The sequence below is a fragment of the Afipia sp. OHSU_II-C1 genome (assembly GCF_000497575.1).
Taxonomy (GTDB): Bacteria; Pseudomonadota; Alphaproteobacteria; order Rhizobiales; family Xanthobacteraceae; genus Afipia.
The window spans coordinates 1-15,879 of the sequence record NZ_APJI01000023.1; the positions used below are offsets into that span (position 1 = coordinate 1).

Annotated in this window: 21 protein-coding genes; 12 read left to right on the top strand and 9 right to left on the bottom strand. The window is 60.8% G+C overall.

Features of this window, described 5'->3' with window-relative positions:
• The first annotated feature begins 209 nt into the window (after positions 1-209).
• Both I554_RS27405 and I554_RS26585 read left to right on the top strand, forming a co-directional pair.
• Positions 210-785 (top strand): hypothetical protein, encoded by a 576-nt coding sequence (locus tag I554_RS27405; protein ID WP_152527634.1) that lies wholly within the window; start codon positions 210-212, stop codon positions 783-785.
• The gene (locus I554_RS26585; protein WP_081710844.1) at positions 782-1,240 is read left to right on the top strand and encodes an ASCH domain-containing protein; all 459 of its coding nucleotides are present in this window, start codon (positions 782-784) and stop codon (positions 1,238-1,240) included. The genes I554_RS27405 and I554_RS26585 overlap by 4 nt, the downstream gene beginning before the upstream one ends.
• Before the next feature lie 242 nt (positions 1,241-1,482).
• Here I554_RS26585 and I554_RS0121990 read toward each other — a convergent pair whose 3' ends face one another.
• Positions 1,483-2,475: an AraC family transcriptional regulator gene (locus I554_RS0121990; protein ID WP_024574376.1), complete on the bottom strand. Its 993-nt coding sequence runs from the start codon at positions 2,473-2,475 to the stop codon at positions 1,483-1,485.
• A gap of 210 nt (positions 2,476-2,685) precedes the next feature.
• On the opposite strand from I554_RS0121990, the gene I554_RS0121995 reads away from it, so the two are divergent.
• Both I554_RS0121995 and I554_RS25795 read left to right on the top strand, forming a co-directional pair.
• Positions 2,686-2,985: a hypothetical protein gene (locus I554_RS0121995; RefSeq protein ID WP_024574375.1), complete on the top strand. Its 300-nt coding sequence runs from the start codon at positions 2,686-2,688 to the stop codon at positions 2,983-2,985.
• Entirely contained in the window at positions 2,982-3,323 is a 342-nt protein-coding gene (locus I554_RS25795) for a PilZ domain-containing protein (protein WP_024574374.1), read from the top strand. The genes I554_RS0121995 and I554_RS25795 overlap by 4 nt, the downstream gene beginning before the upstream one ends.
• 15 nt (positions 3,324-3,338) lie before the next feature.
• On the opposite strand, the gene I554_RS0122005 is transcribed toward I554_RS25795, so the two are convergent.
• Both I554_RS0122005 and I554_RS0122010 read right to left on the bottom strand, forming a co-directional pair.
• Complete coding sequence (locus I554_RS0122005; RefSeq protein WP_024574373.1) at positions 3,339-4,022, bottom strand: hypothetical protein; 684 nt, start codon at positions 4,020-4,022, stop codon at positions 3,339-3,341.
• Positions 4,023-4,232: 210 nt separating this feature from the next.
• A complete protein-coding gene (locus tag I554_RS0122010) occupies positions 4,233-4,460 on the bottom strand; it encodes a hypothetical protein (protein WP_024574372.1) in 228 nt (75 codons plus the stop codon).
• Positions 4,461-4,775: 315 nt separating this feature from the next.
• Here I554_RS0122010 and I554_RS0122020 point away from each other — a divergent pair, with 315 nt between their 5' ends.
• The 3 genes from I554_RS0122020 to I554_RS0122030 all read left to right on the top strand — a co-directional run bounded on the left by I554_RS0122020 (position 4,776) and on the right by I554_RS0122030 (position 6,049).
• A complete protein-coding gene (locus I554_RS0122020) occupies positions 4,776-5,087 on the top strand; it encodes a hypothetical protein (protein ID WP_024574371.1) in 312 nt (103 codons plus the stop codon).
• A gap of 194 nt (positions 5,088-5,281) precedes the next feature.
• Positions 5,282-5,626 carry a hypothetical protein gene (locus I554_RS0122025; RefSeq protein ID WP_024574370.1) on the top strand — a complete coding sequence of 115 codons (345 nt, stop codon included), beginning with the start codon at positions 5,282-5,284 and terminating at the stop codon, positions 5,624-5,626.
• Positions 5,627-5,830: 204 nt separating this feature from the next.
• Positions 5,831-6,049: a hypothetical protein gene (locus I554_RS0122030; RefSeq protein WP_024574369.1), complete on the top strand. Its 219-nt coding sequence runs from the start codon at positions 5,831-5,833 to the stop codon at positions 6,047-6,049.
• Between the two features lie 10 nt (positions 6,050-6,059).
• On the opposite strand, the gene I554_RS0122035 is transcribed toward I554_RS0122030, so the two are convergent.
• Together I554_RS0122035 and I554_RS0122045 are read right to left on the bottom strand one after the other, a co-directional pair.
• Positions 6,060-6,650, bottom strand: a complete 591-nt coding sequence (locus I554_RS0122035) for a class I SAM-dependent methyltransferase (protein WP_024574368.1) — start codon at positions 6,648-6,650, stop codon at positions 6,060-6,062.
• 373 nt (positions 6,651-7,023) lie between these two features.
• The gene (locus I554_RS0122045) at positions 7,024-8,238 is read right to left on the bottom strand and encodes a GGDEF domain-containing protein (RefSeq protein ID WP_024574367.1); all 1,215 of its coding nucleotides are present in this window, start codon (positions 8,236-8,238) and stop codon (positions 7,024-7,026) included.
• An 877-nt stretch (positions 8,239-9,115) separates the two neighbouring features.
• Between I554_RS0122045 and I554_RS0122055 the strand changes: the two genes are divergently transcribed.
• The 4 genes from I554_RS0122055 to I554_RS0122070 all read left to right on the top strand — a co-directional run bounded on the left by I554_RS0122055 (position 9,116) and on the right by I554_RS0122070 (position 10,967).
• Positions 9,116-9,385, top strand: a complete 270-nt coding sequence (locus I554_RS0122055) for a DUF2798 domain-containing protein (protein WP_024574366.1) — start codon at positions 9,116-9,118, stop codon at positions 9,383-9,385.
• A gap of 132 nt (positions 9,386-9,517) precedes the next feature.
• On the top strand, positions 9,518-9,862 hold the full coding sequence (locus I554_RS0122060) for a metalloregulator ArsR/SmtB family transcription factor (RefSeq protein ID WP_024574365.1): 345 nt from the start codon (positions 9,518-9,520) through the stop codon (positions 9,860-9,862).
• A complete protein-coding gene (locus I554_RS0122065) occupies positions 9,859-10,332 on the top strand; it encodes an SRPBCC family protein (protein ID WP_024574364.1) in 474 nt (157 codons plus the stop codon). Before I554_RS0122060 ends, I554_RS0122065 begins: the two co-directional genes overlap by 4 nt.
• A gap of 179 nt (positions 10,333-10,511) precedes the next feature.
• Complete coding sequence (locus I554_RS0122070; protein ID WP_024574363.1) at positions 10,512-10,967, top strand: DUF6647 family protein; 456 nt, start codon at positions 10,512-10,514, stop codon at positions 10,965-10,967.
• 10 nt (positions 10,968-10,977) lie between these two features.
• Here I554_RS0122070 and I554_RS0122075 read toward each other — a convergent pair whose 3' ends face one another.
• Positions 10,978-11,784: a lytic murein transglycosylase gene (locus tag I554_RS0122075; protein WP_024574362.1), complete on the bottom strand. Its 807-nt coding sequence runs from the start codon at positions 11,782-11,784 to the stop codon at positions 10,978-10,980.
• A 109-nt stretch (positions 11,785-11,893) separates the two neighbouring features.
• Complete coding sequence (locus I554_RS0122080) at positions 11,894-12,805, bottom strand: 5'-methylthioadenosine/S-adenosylhomocysteine nucleosidase (protein WP_024574361.1); 912 nt, start codon at positions 12,803-12,805, stop codon at positions 11,894-11,896.
• Between the two features lie 181 nt (positions 12,806-12,986).
• On the opposite strand from I554_RS0122080, the gene I554_RS0122085 reads away from it, so the two are divergent.
• Positions 12,987-13,841: an SDR family NAD(P)-dependent oxidoreductase gene (locus I554_RS0122085; RefSeq protein ID WP_024574360.1), complete on the top strand. Its 855-nt coding sequence runs from the start codon at positions 12,987-12,989 to the stop codon at positions 13,839-13,841.
• Positions 13,842-14,011: 170 nt separating this feature from the next.
• Here the strand turns inward: I554_RS0122085 and mbfA are convergent, their stop codons facing one another.
• Positions 14,012-14,989, bottom strand: coding sequence for an iron exporter MbfA (gene mbfA / locus I554_RS0122090; RefSeq protein WP_024574359.1), 978 nt, complete (start codon positions 14,987-14,989; stop codon positions 14,012-14,014).
• A 112-nt stretch (positions 14,990-15,101) separates the two neighbouring features.
• Entirely contained in the window at positions 15,102-15,875 is a 774-nt protein-coding gene (locus I554_RS26590; RefSeq protein ID WP_081710845.1) for a phage Gp37/Gp68 family protein, read from the bottom strand.
• Between the last annotated feature and the right edge of the window lie 4 nt (positions 15,876-15,879).

The following is a 15,879-nucleotide window of genomic DNA, read 5'->3' on the forward strand; positions in this document are numbered from 1 at the left end:
CGGACTGCGTCTGCTACCTGCCGGCCCTGTGCCATCAGCACATCAACCTGCCGCAGCTTCGCAACGATCTCTTCAGCCGTATGCCTCTTCCTTGCCATTGATCTTATCCTCCATCCGAAAATCATACTTCAGGGAGGACCACTTCAAAGGGGGCAGATCAGACGGGTATAAAATTGCAACAAGCCTGCCCAACATACGACTCGACAAAAGTGAAGATGATCAACTCGCGTGGTGAAGAGCCAGCAATCTCTCCATCAGAATTGGAAACATTTCTATCGCCGACAATATTCGCATTCTCGAATCGCAAAGCTGTGATTGTCCCAATAAGTCGTAGCTACGCTGCTGACCTCTTGGGAACAGACCAGCAATACTCGTTGCTGGATGTCCCCGAAGCAACCTTCATGAGTCGCCGCACTTACTTCAACACTACCAACGCCGCGCGTGCTATGATTCGGGGAGCCGTAATCGCATTTTATGAAAACGGAAAGAAGGGTGGCCGTGGAGCTATCGTAGCGCTGGGTCGAATCGTGGATGTCACAACTGTGCCGGTTGGCAACATACCCGAGAAGCTAGGACGCGGGGCCGTCGTCGAAGATATTGGCGCTATTACAAGCGCACAGCGAGTATTGGCGACAACCTTCGACAACCTTGTCCCGTTGCAAACCCCCGTAAAGCTGAAAAAGCTTCGTGAAATCGGTTGTGATACACGAACAAATTTCATTTCAGCTACCCCTGTCTCAGCGCCTCATTTAAAAGCAATTGTGGATGCTGGCTTCTCAAAATGACCAAGGGCACTGACATACTTATCTCGTTGAAACCAAAGTACGCCAATCAAGTGTTTGACGGACTTAAAACCGTTGAATTGAGGCGGCGGCGACCAAACGTTAACCCAGGAACGCGGATTTGGATTTACGCAACGACGCCCGCGGGAGCGATAAAAGGGTACGCCAGCATTGCGCGGATCGACTCCGCAACACCAGCATCGATATGGAAAACTTGGGGAAGTCGAACAGGTCTTTCTAAGGATGAGTTTGATTCATATTTCGAAGATCGAGAATTTGCCCATGCCATAGTTCTTAGAGACGTAATGGTGATGAAAAATTCGCTCTCGTTGGCTGAAATCCGCGAGCTAGTAACGGATTTTCATCCGCCTCAATTTTATTTTCGTCTAAACGGAGCAAAGAGAAAAATGCGGCTATCTTCTAGGCAACACACGCAGGTCAATAAAAGGAAGTTATAGGTCGCAACTTTTACTAGTACTCTGTTAGTTTACCCCTCACATCGCCACCTTGATCTCCACTCCACTCCACTCGCAGCGCCTTCGACGCCGTCGGACTTCTGCCAGTCGCCCCTCGTAGGAATAGACCTTCGGGCGCGCGGGGATTTTCAGGTTGAACAGCCAGGTCAGGCCGCCGCCGATGGTTATCGCCAGCGTGCGCGTGTCGGCGGCGCGGCAGATCCCGCATGCTCCCGTGCCGCGGATTACTGTTGCGACCGCCGCGACCGGAGAAGCGTCTCGGAGGGGCGCTCGCCAAAGGCCTTGCCGTAGTCCCGCGCGAAATGACCGAGGTTCGAGAAGCCGCACCTGAATGCGACAGCCGTCACCGATGTATGCTCGTCGGGACGCGAGAGTTGGGCGCGCGCGTGCTTCAGCCGCACCGATTTCGCAAACGCCATCGGCGTATAGCCGCGGCTCCGGCTGAAGGCGGCAAAAATCGCGCGCGCTCCGACACCCGTCATCGCAGACAGATCCTCGATGCGGACAGGCTGATCCCAGTTGGCCTCGATATAGGCTTCAACCTGACGAACGGTCCACGGGGCGGCATCCTTTGCCCCGCGCTCGAGCAAATGACTGAACGTATGGCGGTTCGCACACAGGAACGCGACCACAACGACCTGTTCGAGTTCATGCTGCACAAGAGGCGACAATTCCGCCGAGGTGGAGTCCAGTTGCTGCGCCAGAAAGGACACGGCGCTCAGCAGGTTTTGTGTATCGGGCGACGCTCGCGCCGACGTTTCCTCGAACCGAAGCGCTCCGGCCGGCTCCGCACCAAGAATGGCCCGCAGTTTCTGAATCATGCCCTGTTTGCTGATGCGCAGGACGAGTTGTTCATAACCTTCGCCGAACACAAGCGTCGCCGATTGCCCGGGCGATGTGATGCAGGATTTTCCGCCGTCCGTCTCGACAGCCTTGCCGCCGATCGATGTCAGCGCCGTGCCTCTCAGTGAAATCTGCTGCCTGGCATATTCAGCTTCCGGAAAATCGACCGCGACTTCGGAGCCATAGGCACAGAAGCCCAGCGAAACCGTCGGCAACTGAACGAAATTTGCGCGCGCCTCGAAGTTCGTTTTCGTGATCAGATCGAAGCGAACGGCTCCGTAAACCGTTTTCAGAGTATGCGCCATCTCCTCCGGATTGCGCGTCGACACAACGGGAAATTTTTGAAGGAGACTGATCTGTCCAGCGATGGACATTTGGAGGCTCTCGTTCGAGGCAACAGAGGTGGACAACTACTCAAAAAATGCACTCACCACTCATAAAGCGCACGCGACATGAGCAGCACTTTCACTGACGGGATTAAAGCACCATTCGCGAATCACGCCTAAAACACAGGCCAAGTTAGCATTCGCCAATCGCTCGAACAAATCGCACCTGTTGCTCCGCCAGCCCGAAGAAGCCCCGCATTGACAACACATCTCCCGGAAACACCCGCCCACCGCAGCTCGCTTCACGCCGACGACCCGCTTCACCGGATCGAGTCGCTCGACCGGCGGCTTACGGTCGCCATGACCCGGGCCAGCAACACCCTGCGCGAGGCTCTGGACGATATCGAACCGGCATACGCCAACATTTCCGCGGACATGCAGGATCGCGCGTTGGATGAACATCGCGCCTTCTGGTGCAAGGTCGTGCTTGCGCGATTCATCGCGCTGCATCTGTCGTCGCGGCTGACACCCGAACAGATGATGTGGTGGACACGATGAGCAAGGAACAGAGAGCAAAACCCCGGGTGGCGTTTCGCCACGCCTTCAAGTCGCGGATCGTTGCAAGCGACGGCACGCGCTCCACGGCCTGCCTCGTTCTGGATATCTCAGCTACGGGCGCGAAGGTGTCTATCTCGGGGGCCCTTGATCCGCGGATCGAGTCAAAGAACTGCTTTCTGGTTCTGACACCGAACGGAACGGTCCGGCGGCGGTCGCGATTGATCTGGAGTCACGGCGGACAGATGGGGTTTGAGTTTCTGCCCGACATGCCGGCGAGCGCGGTGTCTGCTTCGAAGCCCGCAGGCCGGCCACTCGCGATGAGCGACTCTGCGTCGTGACCGCCGCATCGCCCCTTACATCGCCACCCTGATCTCCATCCCCTCGCCTGCGCCGCTGGCCGCGCCTTCGACGCCATCGGGTTTCTGCCAGTCGCCTTCGTAGGAATAGATCTTCGGGCGCGCGGGCGCTTTCAGCTTGAACAGATACGTCGGACCGTCGCCGATGGTCACTGCCAGCGTGCGGTTGTCGGTGGCGCGATAAATCTCGACGCTCGAATAGGCCTGCATGCGGCCGTCCGTGAGTTTCCAGTCCGGCTCGCTGTAGGGCGACGACTTGCGCGTTTCCTTGTCGCTGCGCAGCTCCATCACGATCTTTTTGCTCTTATCCGGCGCGGCGACGCCCGGCGGCAGGCGGATTTGCGCGCTCAGCGACCGCGCGCCCTGATACTGCGTGTCGATATAGTCGCTGGTGCGGATCATCTCGAAGATGACGCCGCCCGCTATCAGCGCCGCGATGCCGCCGAGCGTGATGAGAAAGAAGCGTTTGCGCTTCGCGATGTCCTCGCCGTAGCCCTTCGACATGCGATAGCCGAAGACGCCGCCGCAGACGAGCCCGAGCGGCGCGCCCACAAACACGCCGAAGATGGCGGATGAGCCTTCCATATGGCGGAAGCCGAACAGCGGGCCAAGTTCGCCGAAGATCACCGATCCGGCGGCCATGCCGATGATGCTCCACAGAGCGACGATCAGAAACGTCATGTCAAAAGGATCATGGGTGCCCGCCCCGGATTTCAAACCCGGGCAGCCTACACACCCGCGCGGCGGATCGCCATGCGCCGATCATCACGGCATGAGGAAAGACATGAAATTAAAGACATGGGATTGGGGGCATGGAATTCGTGAATGTGCGCGAACCGGCGCCGGCCGCGATAGGCTCCAGGCCACGCGGATTTCAAGCCACGCCCTTTTTCAGGCCACGCGTTTCGGCTTTTCCAGCCCCGGCAGCGGCGTCGCTTCTTCCGGCTCGGCTTCGCAGATGCTGTAGCCCTGCTCAAGCACGCGCTCGGGCTTGCCGGTCGAATCCTGAATCGGCGCATCGACCACAAGCCCGGCGTCGTCGGCGTAATGCCAGACATCGTTCTCGGTCGGCAGCGCGCGGCTGATCTGGTGGTCTTCGACAAAGAGTGCATAGGGCATGGGTTGCTCCTCCGGACGCGCCGCGCAGACCGTGGTCCCGGCGGCATCACATCCCGACGACCGTTAACGCGGAAGCCGCGCGCTAGTTCATCACCATGCCGAACATGAGCAGAACCGCCAGCCCGGCGAACGCATAGCGCAGCGGGCGGTCTTCCGCGATCTTCTCGATGAGCTTCATGAGCGAGCCCTTGGTTGCCCCGTGAAAAAAAGACAAAACGGTGGCGGCGGTTTTGTTCCGCGCGAGCACGCATTTTTCCGGCAACCAAATTACCGGCGCGCGCGTTGAACTACCTGCGACAACAAGGGATCGGAACCATGAGAAAAGCAGCAGTCATTCTTGCGACAGTCGCCACTCTGGGTGCCACGCTGGCCGCCGCTCCCGCCGAAGCCCGCTACTATCGCGGCGGAGGCTGGGGCTGGGGACCGGGCGTCGGGTTTGGCCTTGCCGCCGGTGCACTCGCAGCCGGAGCCGCCTATGGCGCGTACGGACCTTATGGCTACGGACCGGGCTACGGCTATTACGGCCCGCGTTATGTCTATGGACCGGGGCCTTATGTCTATTACGGCGGGCCGCGTTACTATTACGGGCCGCGCTATTACCGGCCCCGATACTATCACTACTACTGATGAAAGAGCCCGGAGCGAACCTCCGGGCTTTTTCATTTCAGGCACCCGCGGAGAGTTTGGTGCGACAAACCTCCGCGCCTGCGCGGATTTCGTTCCACCGCCGTTCATCTTGTTTCCGGCATCTTGCCGTCGCCGCGCATGGAACTTTCCCAAGGCTGGCCGGTTGATGGCGTGGTCACGAAAGGATTGAGGTCATGAAAAAGATTGCAGTTGCACTGGCCACGGTCGCCACCGTCGCCGTGATATCCGCTCCCGCCGCCGAAGCCCGCGGCGGACGTAACGCCGCCGCAATCGGTCTCGGCATTGCCGCCGGTGCGCTTGTGGCCGGCGCTGCAGCCGCCAACTCGTACAACTACTATGGCGGTCCCGCTTATTACGGCGGCGGACCGGTCTATTACAGCGAGCCGGGATATGCGTATGGCGGGCCGGTTTACGCGGAGCCGGTTTACGGACCGGGCTATTACCGCGCCCGCGCCTATCAGCATAACCACCGCAACGATCCGAATCCGGTGGACATGAATCCCTACAATCCCTGGTAACGGCGAACGCATGAATGCGAAAAGCCCGGAGCTTGCTCCGGGCTTTTTTGCGCGCGCTTTTTCGCGGACGTCTCGCGCGTGCTGATGCAGGTGTTCACGCGTTCATTGTGCCGCGACACAAGTGTTGAATCAGCAAATTGTTTGCTTGACGGCGAAAGAACAAAAAGAGAACATGCGCGCCACTCATCAATACGGACCATCGTCATGTTGGACAGACTCGCCTCCGGCCCGCTGCCGGAATCCGAGCGGCTGGATGCTGCCGCCGATCAAGCCATCGCGGCCTGCGGCGGCGACATGCGCTCAACGATCCGCGCGCTGATCCTCGCCAACGAATTTCTGGAGTACGAACTCTGCGAGATGTTCAAGGCGGTGACCAACGGACCCGGCAAGTTTTCGGGCGACCGCGCCGACTGGTTCGATTGACGCCGCCGCTTTACGCGAACACGGCGCCATAGTGATACGACGGCAGCTCGACCATCTTCACGAGTTTCAGCCCGGCGGCTTCGACGGACTGAATGGTCTGCTGCGGCGTCAGCCTGAGTTCGGTTGCCGGTCCGCGCGGCTCACCCAGAACGGTCGTCTCCTCGCGCGGCCGCGCGTGCCAGTTCACAATGGCAAACTGGCCGCCCGGCGCAAGCGTGTCACGGACGGCGCGGGCCAGCCGCGTCCGGTCCGGCACGCCGTGAAACGCGTTGGCGAGAAAGACGAAGTCGGCCTTCGACGGGACCAGTGCCGCGACGTCGTAGGCATCGCCGGCAATGAAGCTGCAATTCGCCGCACCGCTCTCTTTGAGGCGCACGCGCGCCGTATCCAGGAGTTGCTGATCGAGATCGATCGAGGTGACGTGGCGCGCGAGCTGCGCGATTTTCAGGGTGAACCAGCCGTCGCCCGAGCAGAGGTCGATGACATCCATTCCGGGCCGAAGTCCGACCCGTTCGAGCACGCGGGCAGGGTCAGGCCACAGTGCCTCCCACCAGCCCGGATCCGGCATTCCGGTCCCGTCGAAAAATCCCGGCAGCGTCATGACATTCCTCTCTGAACTGAGTGGCTGTCCGGCAGAGTTGCCGTCTAGAAAAACGCCGGACCTTCCGGCCCGGCGCGATGTCGCTCGCCCTGTCTCAATACTCCCGCGAGCAGGCGTGCGTTACTTCTTGCCGCCCTTGCTCTGCTGATAACTCGAGCCGGCGCCCTTCGGCGTGTTCTTGTCCGCCTTCGGCTTTTTCTTTTCCTTGTTGCCCTTGTCCTTGCCTTTGGCCATCGCGTCCTCCTGTTGCCGTCCGGCCGCAAAGGGGCGATCCACTTCGCGGGCGACGCGATCAGCCTAACAGCTTGCGATGAGGCGCGCCGGAAAAGATGCCGCGTGAGGCATCAACGATGCTTGAGAGGCTGGGAGCGGATCAGGCCGACTTGCGCAGTGCAGGCTCGGCCTCGAGCGGCGTCGCGTCGAACACCGCGTAGCCGTTCTTGCCGTCCTTCTTGGCGGTATAGAGCGCCCGGTCGGCCGCGGCCAGGAGACGCTCGGCCTGCAAGCCGATCTCGGGCCGCCACTGCGCGACGCCGATCGACGCGGACAGCGCCAGCGGCGCGCCGTTCCACTGCACCGTCTCGCCCTGGCAGGCTTCCAGCACATGGCGGGCGACCATCGCCCCCTCGCGCAGCGTGGTTGCAGGCAGCACCACGCAGAATTCGTCGCCGCCCATCCGGGCCAGCAGATCGCCGGTGCGCAGCCGGCTGCATGCGGCGCGGGTGAACAGCCGCAGGCACTCGTCGCCGGCGGCATGGCCATGGCCGTCGTTGATATCCTTGAAGCCGTCGAGATCGATCATCAGCAGCGCGAACACCTCGCCGCTGCGGCCGGAGCGTGCGCATTCCTCGTCGAGCCGCGCCAGCAGCTGGCGGCGGTTGGCGGCGCCGGTGAGATCGTCGAACAGCGCCAGATCCGCGACTTCGGCGCGCAGCCGGTCGATCGCCATCAGCAGGAAGCCGAAATTCCACATCATCGAGAGGAACACCAGCCCCAGGATCAGCACCGCCTGAAACTGGTTGAAGTCGATCAGCGAGATGGGGCCGCCGACATGCAGCAGCGCCGCGATGGAGCGCGCGACATACACCCCGATCATCAGGATCGCGATGTAGCCTGACATCCGTGCGCCGGGATGAATGGTGCCGTTCTTGCGGGACAACAACAGCGGCAGCGTTGTCGCGATCGGCACGGCCTGACAGGCCGAGTAGATCACGATGCGCATCGCCATGTTGTCCTGCCAGATGAAGTACGCCAGGCCGAAGAAATTGATCCCGACCATTGCAAACGTGAAACGCCACGACACCGGAACGCCGTAGAAGCGCCGGATGCCCATCGAGGCCAGACAGATCGCCAGAATCAGGATCGAGCCGCCGATCAGCAGCGGAATGAGAAGCAGTGTCTTGGCTTCCGGATCGATGAAGCTGCGGGTCATTGCCACAGCGGCGCCGAGCGCGGCGACCAGCGCGCCGCCGGTCCAGAACCGCGCGGCATCGAGATTGGGATAGCTGCGGACGACGTAGACCCACACCGTCCCGATGGCGACGAAGTTGACGATGAAAACGATCCAGAGTGTCGGGACGCTCAGCATGAGCAGGCCCAGGGTGCGCGGTGACCCGCGTCTTGTGCCCTGTCTCTCTGATCGATAGCCGCCCGATGCATGAACCTGCTCCTCCATCCCGCAAGTGCAGGATCCGCCTCCCCCGAAGCCGGATGCATCCTTGCAGGGGCGGCCTTAACGGAGTCTGACCTGATCGGGTAAAACCGCGCCGTGGTTGTGAATTGATGAAGAACGAGGACGCGCGCCCAAACGAAAGCCGATCAGGCGCACGCACAGGCAATCGCGAAAGCAAAACGAAAGGCTTTGCTTGTTGTTAACCCTGCACGCCGGACTGTCATCCACAGGAAAAAGCGCGGGCGATGTCACCAAGTCGGCACATTGTTGAAAAACAGGCGACAAATTTCAGCGAATCGGTTCGGATCGGATTTGAGGCTGTGCACTGGCCTATCGCCGAGCATGCCTCGTGACGTTGACGTCAACTCGAACCCATGAGGATGCCATGGCGAAGAAAGCCAAGAAGGCGAAGAAGGCAGCGAAGAAGACAGTGAAGAAGGCCAAGAAGGCCAAGAAGAAGTAGTTTTATTAATTTGAAGTGGCTCGGGCGGAGTCGCTTCGCCCGAGCTGCCGGTTCAGGCGGCTTGTCAACTCATCCGCCAGACCGAAGGCCCGCGCATCGGCGCCCGGCACCTCTTTCTTCGAGAGATTTCCCGCCCCCCGGCGGCACTTGAACCCTCCAACCGATCCCGATAAGACAGCCGCGTGCTCATCGCGCCGTAAGCGTCTCACGTCAGGCAACGCATTCAACTGAGGCCGACCGGCCCGGAGGGATGCCATGACCCGCAGGACGCCTGTCTTACCGTCATCGCCGTCTTCCGCGATCGGCCGGCCGCTTCCAAAGAGTGATCTGATGAAAACGCTTTCCCGACCGCAACGCCGCGGCAAATTGCCCGCGCGCTATGCATCCATCGTCATGCCGCTGGTGCTGTCGGTGCTGATGACCTTCGTCGTCTCTGCCATTTCGACGCTAAAGAGTCTCGGCTTCACACAGGAATTCCTCGCCACCTGGCCCGCAGCATGGGCGATCTCATGGGTGGTGGCATTCCCGACCCTGCTCGCGGTGCTGCCGCTGGTGCGGCGGATCGTGGCGCTGGTGGTCGCACCGCCGCCATCGAACTGACAGCGGAAGGGCGGCCCTCGCGCCGCCCTTCTTTCCAACGGATTTCCTCGAACGCTGCACGCCTCCGGCTGCGACCACGCGCCGCAACACTTAGGCATTGACCTAACTTTTAACATCCCTATAGTTAGTAATATGACTAACCAACAAGATCGCCTCAACGACACGTTTCACGCGCTCGCCGATCCGACCCGGCGCGCGGTGCTGGCAAAACTGACATCCGGCCCTGCCACCGTCAGCGATCTCGCGCAGCCGTTCAGCATGGCGCTGCCGACATTTCTTCAGCATCTCAAGGTGCTGGAAGAATGCGGCCTCGTGAGATCGAAAAAAGTCGGCCGGGTACGGACCTGCCAGCTCAAGCCCAAACCGCTCGAAGAGGCGCAAGACTGGCTCGGCACACAGCACACGCTCTGGACCAAAAGGCTCGACCAGCTCGACGACTACCTGAGACACCTCAACGCCACGGAGAACCGAAAGTGACAGCGTACCCTATCGACCCCAAGCTCGACCTGATCCTCGAACGCAACATCGATGTGCCCGTCGAACTGGTCTGGAAAGCATGGACCGAACCCAAGCACCTGATGCAGTGGTTCACGCCCGCCCCGTGGAAGACGGTGGACTGCGAAATCGACCTGCGCCCCGGCGGCATTTTCCGCACCGTGATGCGTTCACCCGAAGGGCAGGACATGAACAACATCGGCTGCTGTCTCGAGGTCGTGCATCACCGCAAGCTGGTCTTCACCGACGCGCTGCTGCCGGGCTTCCGCCCGCGCGACGACGGATTTTTCACCGGCGTCGTCCTGATGGAGCCGGCCAAGGGCGGTTCCAAATATATCGCCTGTGCGATTCACAAGGATGAAGCCGGCCGCAAGACCCACGAGGAGATGGGTTTCCACTCGGGCTGGGGCACGGCGCTCGATCAGCTTGTCGCCTACGCCAAGACGATGTGAGCGCCGCGTACCGAACAGGAAAGGGCAGCATTCGTGCTGCTCTTTTTCTTTTGGAGCTACCGCATCCGGAACTGCAGGTCCCCCGTAAGGATGACGGGCGCGCGTGAAGCGTGCCACAGAGAAGCACCGAAACAGGACATAGTCTGTGCCCGTCGCTACCCCTGACAGGAGCCACGGATATGACAGCCCTGTTGACCGCCATCGCGCTCTGGCTTTCCGCCAACTTCAACCTCCCGCCCCTGAACGAGCCGCCGAAAGTCGAACTCGTCTCCCAGGCCAGGATCATGGCCATCCGCTATCAGGCCTTCCGCGTGGAGCGGAGCCACGACATCAATGCCATGCCGCCTGTGTCAGATCCGCGCGACACCGTCGCCATCTATGACGACAGCAGCCGCACCATCTATCTCCCCTTGTCATGGACCGGCAGCACGGCGGCGGATCTGTCGGTGCTGGTGCACGAAATGGTGCATCACCTTCAGAATATCGGCGGCATGAAATACGAGTGCCCGGCGGCGCGCGAACAACTTGCCTATCGCGCGCAGGACAAGTGGCTCGGCCTGTTCGGGCAGGATCTCGAGCATGCGTTCGAGATCGACCAGTTCACGCTGAAAGTCAGCACATCCTGCGGGTTCTAGACAGCAGCGGTCACCGCCCCGCGAGGCGGTCGGCGAAATAGGCGATGGTCTTGCGATAGATCGTCGCCCTGTTCCACTCGCGCATCGCCTCGAAATTCGCGGAGCCTTCGTGATAGTCGGCGCCGCCGCGGAAGCCCGCGGTCTTGAGCAGGTTCGCCGTTGAGGCCAGCACGTCCGGAATGCTGTGACGCAGATCGACATGGCCGTTGCCGTCGAAGTCGACGCCGTACTTGATGTAGGACGAAGGCAGGAACTGGGTCTGGCCGAGCTCGCCGGCATAGGCACCGATCAGATCACGCAGCGGCAGATCGCCGCGCTGGACGATCTTCAGCGCCGCCAGCAGTTCGCCCTGAAACAGTTCGGTGCGGCGGCAATCATGCGCCATGGTGGTGAGCGTGCGGATCACCGGCATCTTGCCGATGTCGCCCTTGCCGAAATCCGACTCCAGACCCCAGATCGCGACCACAATCTCCGGCGGCACGCCGAACCGCTGCTGGATGCGCGACAGCAGCGCGGCATGACGCTGCAGCATCGCCTTGCCGGTGTTGATTCGCCCCGGTCCCACACGGGTCGAAACATATTGCTCGAACGACTTGTTGAAGGTCCCGCGCTGGCGGCGATCGAACGACAGCACTGCCGGGTCCTGCGTCACGCCCGCGAACGCCTGAGAAATAACGCTCTGCGAAATCCCCGCCGCGGCCGCCTCCTGCGACATCGCCGCGACGAAGGTCTGAAAATCGCCGCCACAGCGGGCGGCATTTGCGGGTGCTGTGAGGGAGAGCGCGGCGGCAATAACGGCGAGGCGAAGTCTGAACATCATGAACTCCGTTTCAATATGGCCGCGAGTCTACACATCATGGCCGGACTTGTCCCGGCCCGCCGCGCCTGAGTTTGATTGCTTTTTAACGACCGGCGGACGTCCACCCTTACTTCGGCATCCCCTTCAAAAACGCCCGCAGCACCGCGACGGAATTTTCCGACGCCAGCTTCTCGAAGGTCTGCATCTCGTTCTCGCCAGCGCCGCCGCCGGCGAGGTCCGACAGCGAGCGGAACCCGAGGAACGGCACCGCGTTGGTGGTCGCCACATGGGCGACCGCGGCGCTTTCCATGTCCAGCACCTGCGCCTTGAAGGTGTCGAACGCCCAGGTCCGGAACGCGGCGTTGTCGACAAAGGCGGTGCCGGACACGCCGTTGCCGCCCACCACCACCTTGGGCGGATGCACCAGACACGCCGCCTCGATGCAACGCTTGAGTTCGACGCCTGATGTGGAGGTACGCGCGATCTTGAACAGATTCGCATCCACCGGAATCCAGAACTGCCGCTCGGCCTTGTCGATGCCATCGCGCGGCACCCGCACGCCGCGCGCGAAAATCATCCCGTAGTTCGGAAATTCCTGCTTCGACCACGACGGCAGTTGAAAGCCCTGCGGGGTCTCGCGCGCGAGAACCGTTTCAAGATATTGCCCCCATTGCTGCGACACCACGACGTCGCCGATGTTGAGCGAGGGATCGACCCCGCCCGCGATGCCGGAAAACAGGATGGAGCGCAGATTGAAGCGATCGATCGCCATCTGCGCCGTCATCGCGGCGTTCACCATCGAGACGCCGGAGAGCACGAGCACGACGTCGTGGCCCTCGACACGGCCGGTGACGAAATCGACGCCCTTTTCCCTGTGCGAGACCGGCTGCTCGACAATCGCCAGCAGCGCCTTCCATTCCGGCTCGAAGGCGGAGAACAGCGCGATGCGCGGCGCGGTGTCGATCGGCCGGCTGGCCGCGCGGGCAGAAACAGGCATGAGGGCGAGAAGCGAGATCAGAAGCAGGCGCAGGACAGGCATCGGGCTACCGCATTGATGACAACGATCCGACATTATCCAAGATGCGCGCACTCTGCTACGCTTCACATAGATTTGCTGCGCCGATATGCGGCGCGCGACACAATCGCGCTCACAAACGAATCTAAATTAAAAGCCGCGCTGTTTCATCTCGCCCGTGCCCGCAGAATCCCGGAGAAGCCACGTGTCCCATCCCGCCCTCGCTCCGAATGCCGTCGCCGTCATCACCGGCGGCGCCTCCGGCATCGGCCTTGCCGCCGCAAACCATTTCGCCAGGCTCGGTCTGAAAGTCTGCATCGCCGATCACGACGCCGACAGGCTGTCGCGCGCAGCCGAACTGCTGACCTATGTCGCGCCCGGCGGCAGCGAGAACATCATGTCGCTTGCGGTCGACGTCAGTCATCGCGACCAGATCGAAAAACTTGAAGCCGCCGTGCTCGGGCGGTTCGGCGGCACCGACGTGCTGATGAACAATGCCGGCATCCAGCCGGGCAGCGCGATGTTCGGACCGCTCGATGCCTGGCAGCGCGTGCTCGGCGTGAACCTGTGGGGCATCGTCAACGGCACGCAGGTGTTCGCGCCCGGCATGATCGCGCGCAGGCGGCCGGGGCTGATCATCAACACCGGATCGAAGCAGGGCATCACCACGCCGCCGGGCGATCCGGCCTACAACGTCGCGAAAGCCGGCGTGAAGGCGTTCACCGAGGCATTGCAGCACGAACTGCGCAACACGCCGGATTGCCGGATCAGCGCGCATCTGCTGATCCCCGGCTTCGTATTCACCGGCCTCACCTCGCGCGGGCGCACGGAAAAGCCCGCGGGCGCGTGGACCGCGGAGCAGACGGTGGACTTCATGATCGAGAGTCTCGCGCGCGGCGATTTCTACATTCTCTGCCCCGACAACGACGTGCCGCGCGCGCTCGACGAAAAGCGCATCCTCTGGGCCGCCGGCGATATCACCGAGAACCGGCCGCCGCTGTCGCGCTGGCATCCGGATTATGCGGAGGCGTTCAAGCGGTTCGTGGACGGTGTGAAGTAAACGCCGCTCGTGGAGTGGATTTGACATTCGCTACGCTGCCAACAGCAAGCCTGCAAAGCGAATGTCAAATCCAGAACTCCACTAGCAGTTCATATTTGCTAGTGGGCTGTCGATTCTAACATTCGCAAGAATGCCTGCTGAAATGGGATGCGAATGTTAGAATCGGACCACTAGGCGTTGCCGATGAAAATGCCGGCGGCGAGAACCAGCGCGCCGCCGAGCACCACCTGAAACGCCGCGCGCAGGAACGGCGTTTCCATATAGCGGTTCTGAATCCATGCGATGGCCCACAGCTCGCAGAACACGACGATGCCCGCGATCGCCGTCGCGGTCCAGAACTGCGGGATCAGATAGGGCAGCGCGTGGCCGAGACCGCCGACCGTGGTCATCAGCCCCGACGCGAGGCCCCGTTTCAGCGGCGATCCGCGCCCGGAGATGACGCCGTCATCATGCGCGGCTTCGGTGAATCCCATCGAAATGCCGGCCCCCACCGACGCCGCGAGGCCGACGGTGAATGTGGTCGATGTCGATTGCGTCGCGAACGCCGTGGCGAAGATCGGCGCCAGCGTCGACACCGAACCGTCCATCAGGCCCGCGAGGCCCGGCTGCACCCATGTCAGCACGAACTGACGCCGCGCCTTGTGGTCCTCCTCGTCGCGCGCGCCGCCCGTCAGCGTCGTGACCTGAAGCTCTTCTGCGCGATGTTCGTGCTGACGCTCGGCGGCGGCGAGATCGCCGAGCAGCTTGCGCGTGTCGGGATCGGTCGAGGCCTGCGCCGCGCGGACATAGAAATTCGCCGCGTCGTCCTCCATCCGCTCGGCCTCGGCGCGGATGCGCTCAAGGCCAAGATTTTCCACCAGCCAGATCGGCCGGCGCGAATAGTAACCCGCCACATGCTCGCGCCGGATCAGCGGGATCACCTGGCCGAAACGCTTCTTGAAACGGTCGATCAGCAGCTGGCGATGGCCGTCTTCCTCCGCCGCCATCTCGTCGAACATCGCCGCCGTCGCCGGATACTGCGACCGCAACTGTTCGGCATAGGTCGCGTAGATGCGCGCATCGTCCTCTTCCGACGAGATGGCGAGCGCCAGCACCTCGGCCTCGGACAGATCGCTGAACTGCCGCCGCGCGGCGAAGCCCTGAAACATGGCCAAAACTCAATTTAGAATGATTCTAAAGTGAGTTTTAGCGGGGTTTGGAGTGGGAGGCAATGGAAAAGAGCGGCATCAATGATGCCGCCCTTGTTAAGCGATGATCTCCTCAAACGGTTAGATGAGGTTCAGACAACCATTTCCGAAGCGGTGTTTCATCCCAAGTTCTGCCATCCAAAACTCTGCCCGTTTTCTTTTTATTTACGCCACCCCATTGCTTGAAATGGAAGGCGACATTGGCTGCGTTACATTGATCTCTGATTGATCTGACCCATTCTGGGTTCATAGCGCGAGCGCCCGGTCCACTTTCGCCTCCCGCAATGGCCCAATCGATATCCTTGAGATTTAAGTTATCGAGCGGGCCAAGAAGTGGCTCCAAACTCAAAAACTTTATTTCTGCGCCAGTACGGCGCAAAGCATCAATACGCCAAGTAAACTCCTTATTCTCGACGCTGACGCCGAGCCAGACGTTATTGGACCAAGGCAGTTTAGAAGATAGAGACTCAACTCTTTCAGCTCTTTTTGTAAGCACCTGATACGTATGCTGTGGAGTAGAGGCCATCGTGTTAAAAACTTCACGAATGAAATCGAAAGGAACATCCTCGTGAAAAAGATCTGACATCGAATTTACGAAAATGACTTTTCCTTTTTTCCAAGTCCGCGGCAATTCTAACGCCTTTCTATCAAGGACGATCTTGCCGTTCCATTTTGCTCTGCCGCCGCTAATCCTAGTCGTACCAGCGTATTTTGTTTGGCCCATTTTCTCTAAGCGGCTTGCTAGACGCATGGCATAACAATTCGTGCACCCTGGCGATATTACTGTGCATCCACCAACGGGGTTCCAAGTTGCTTCAGTCCATTCAATTGAAGAGTTTGTGGCCATCTAT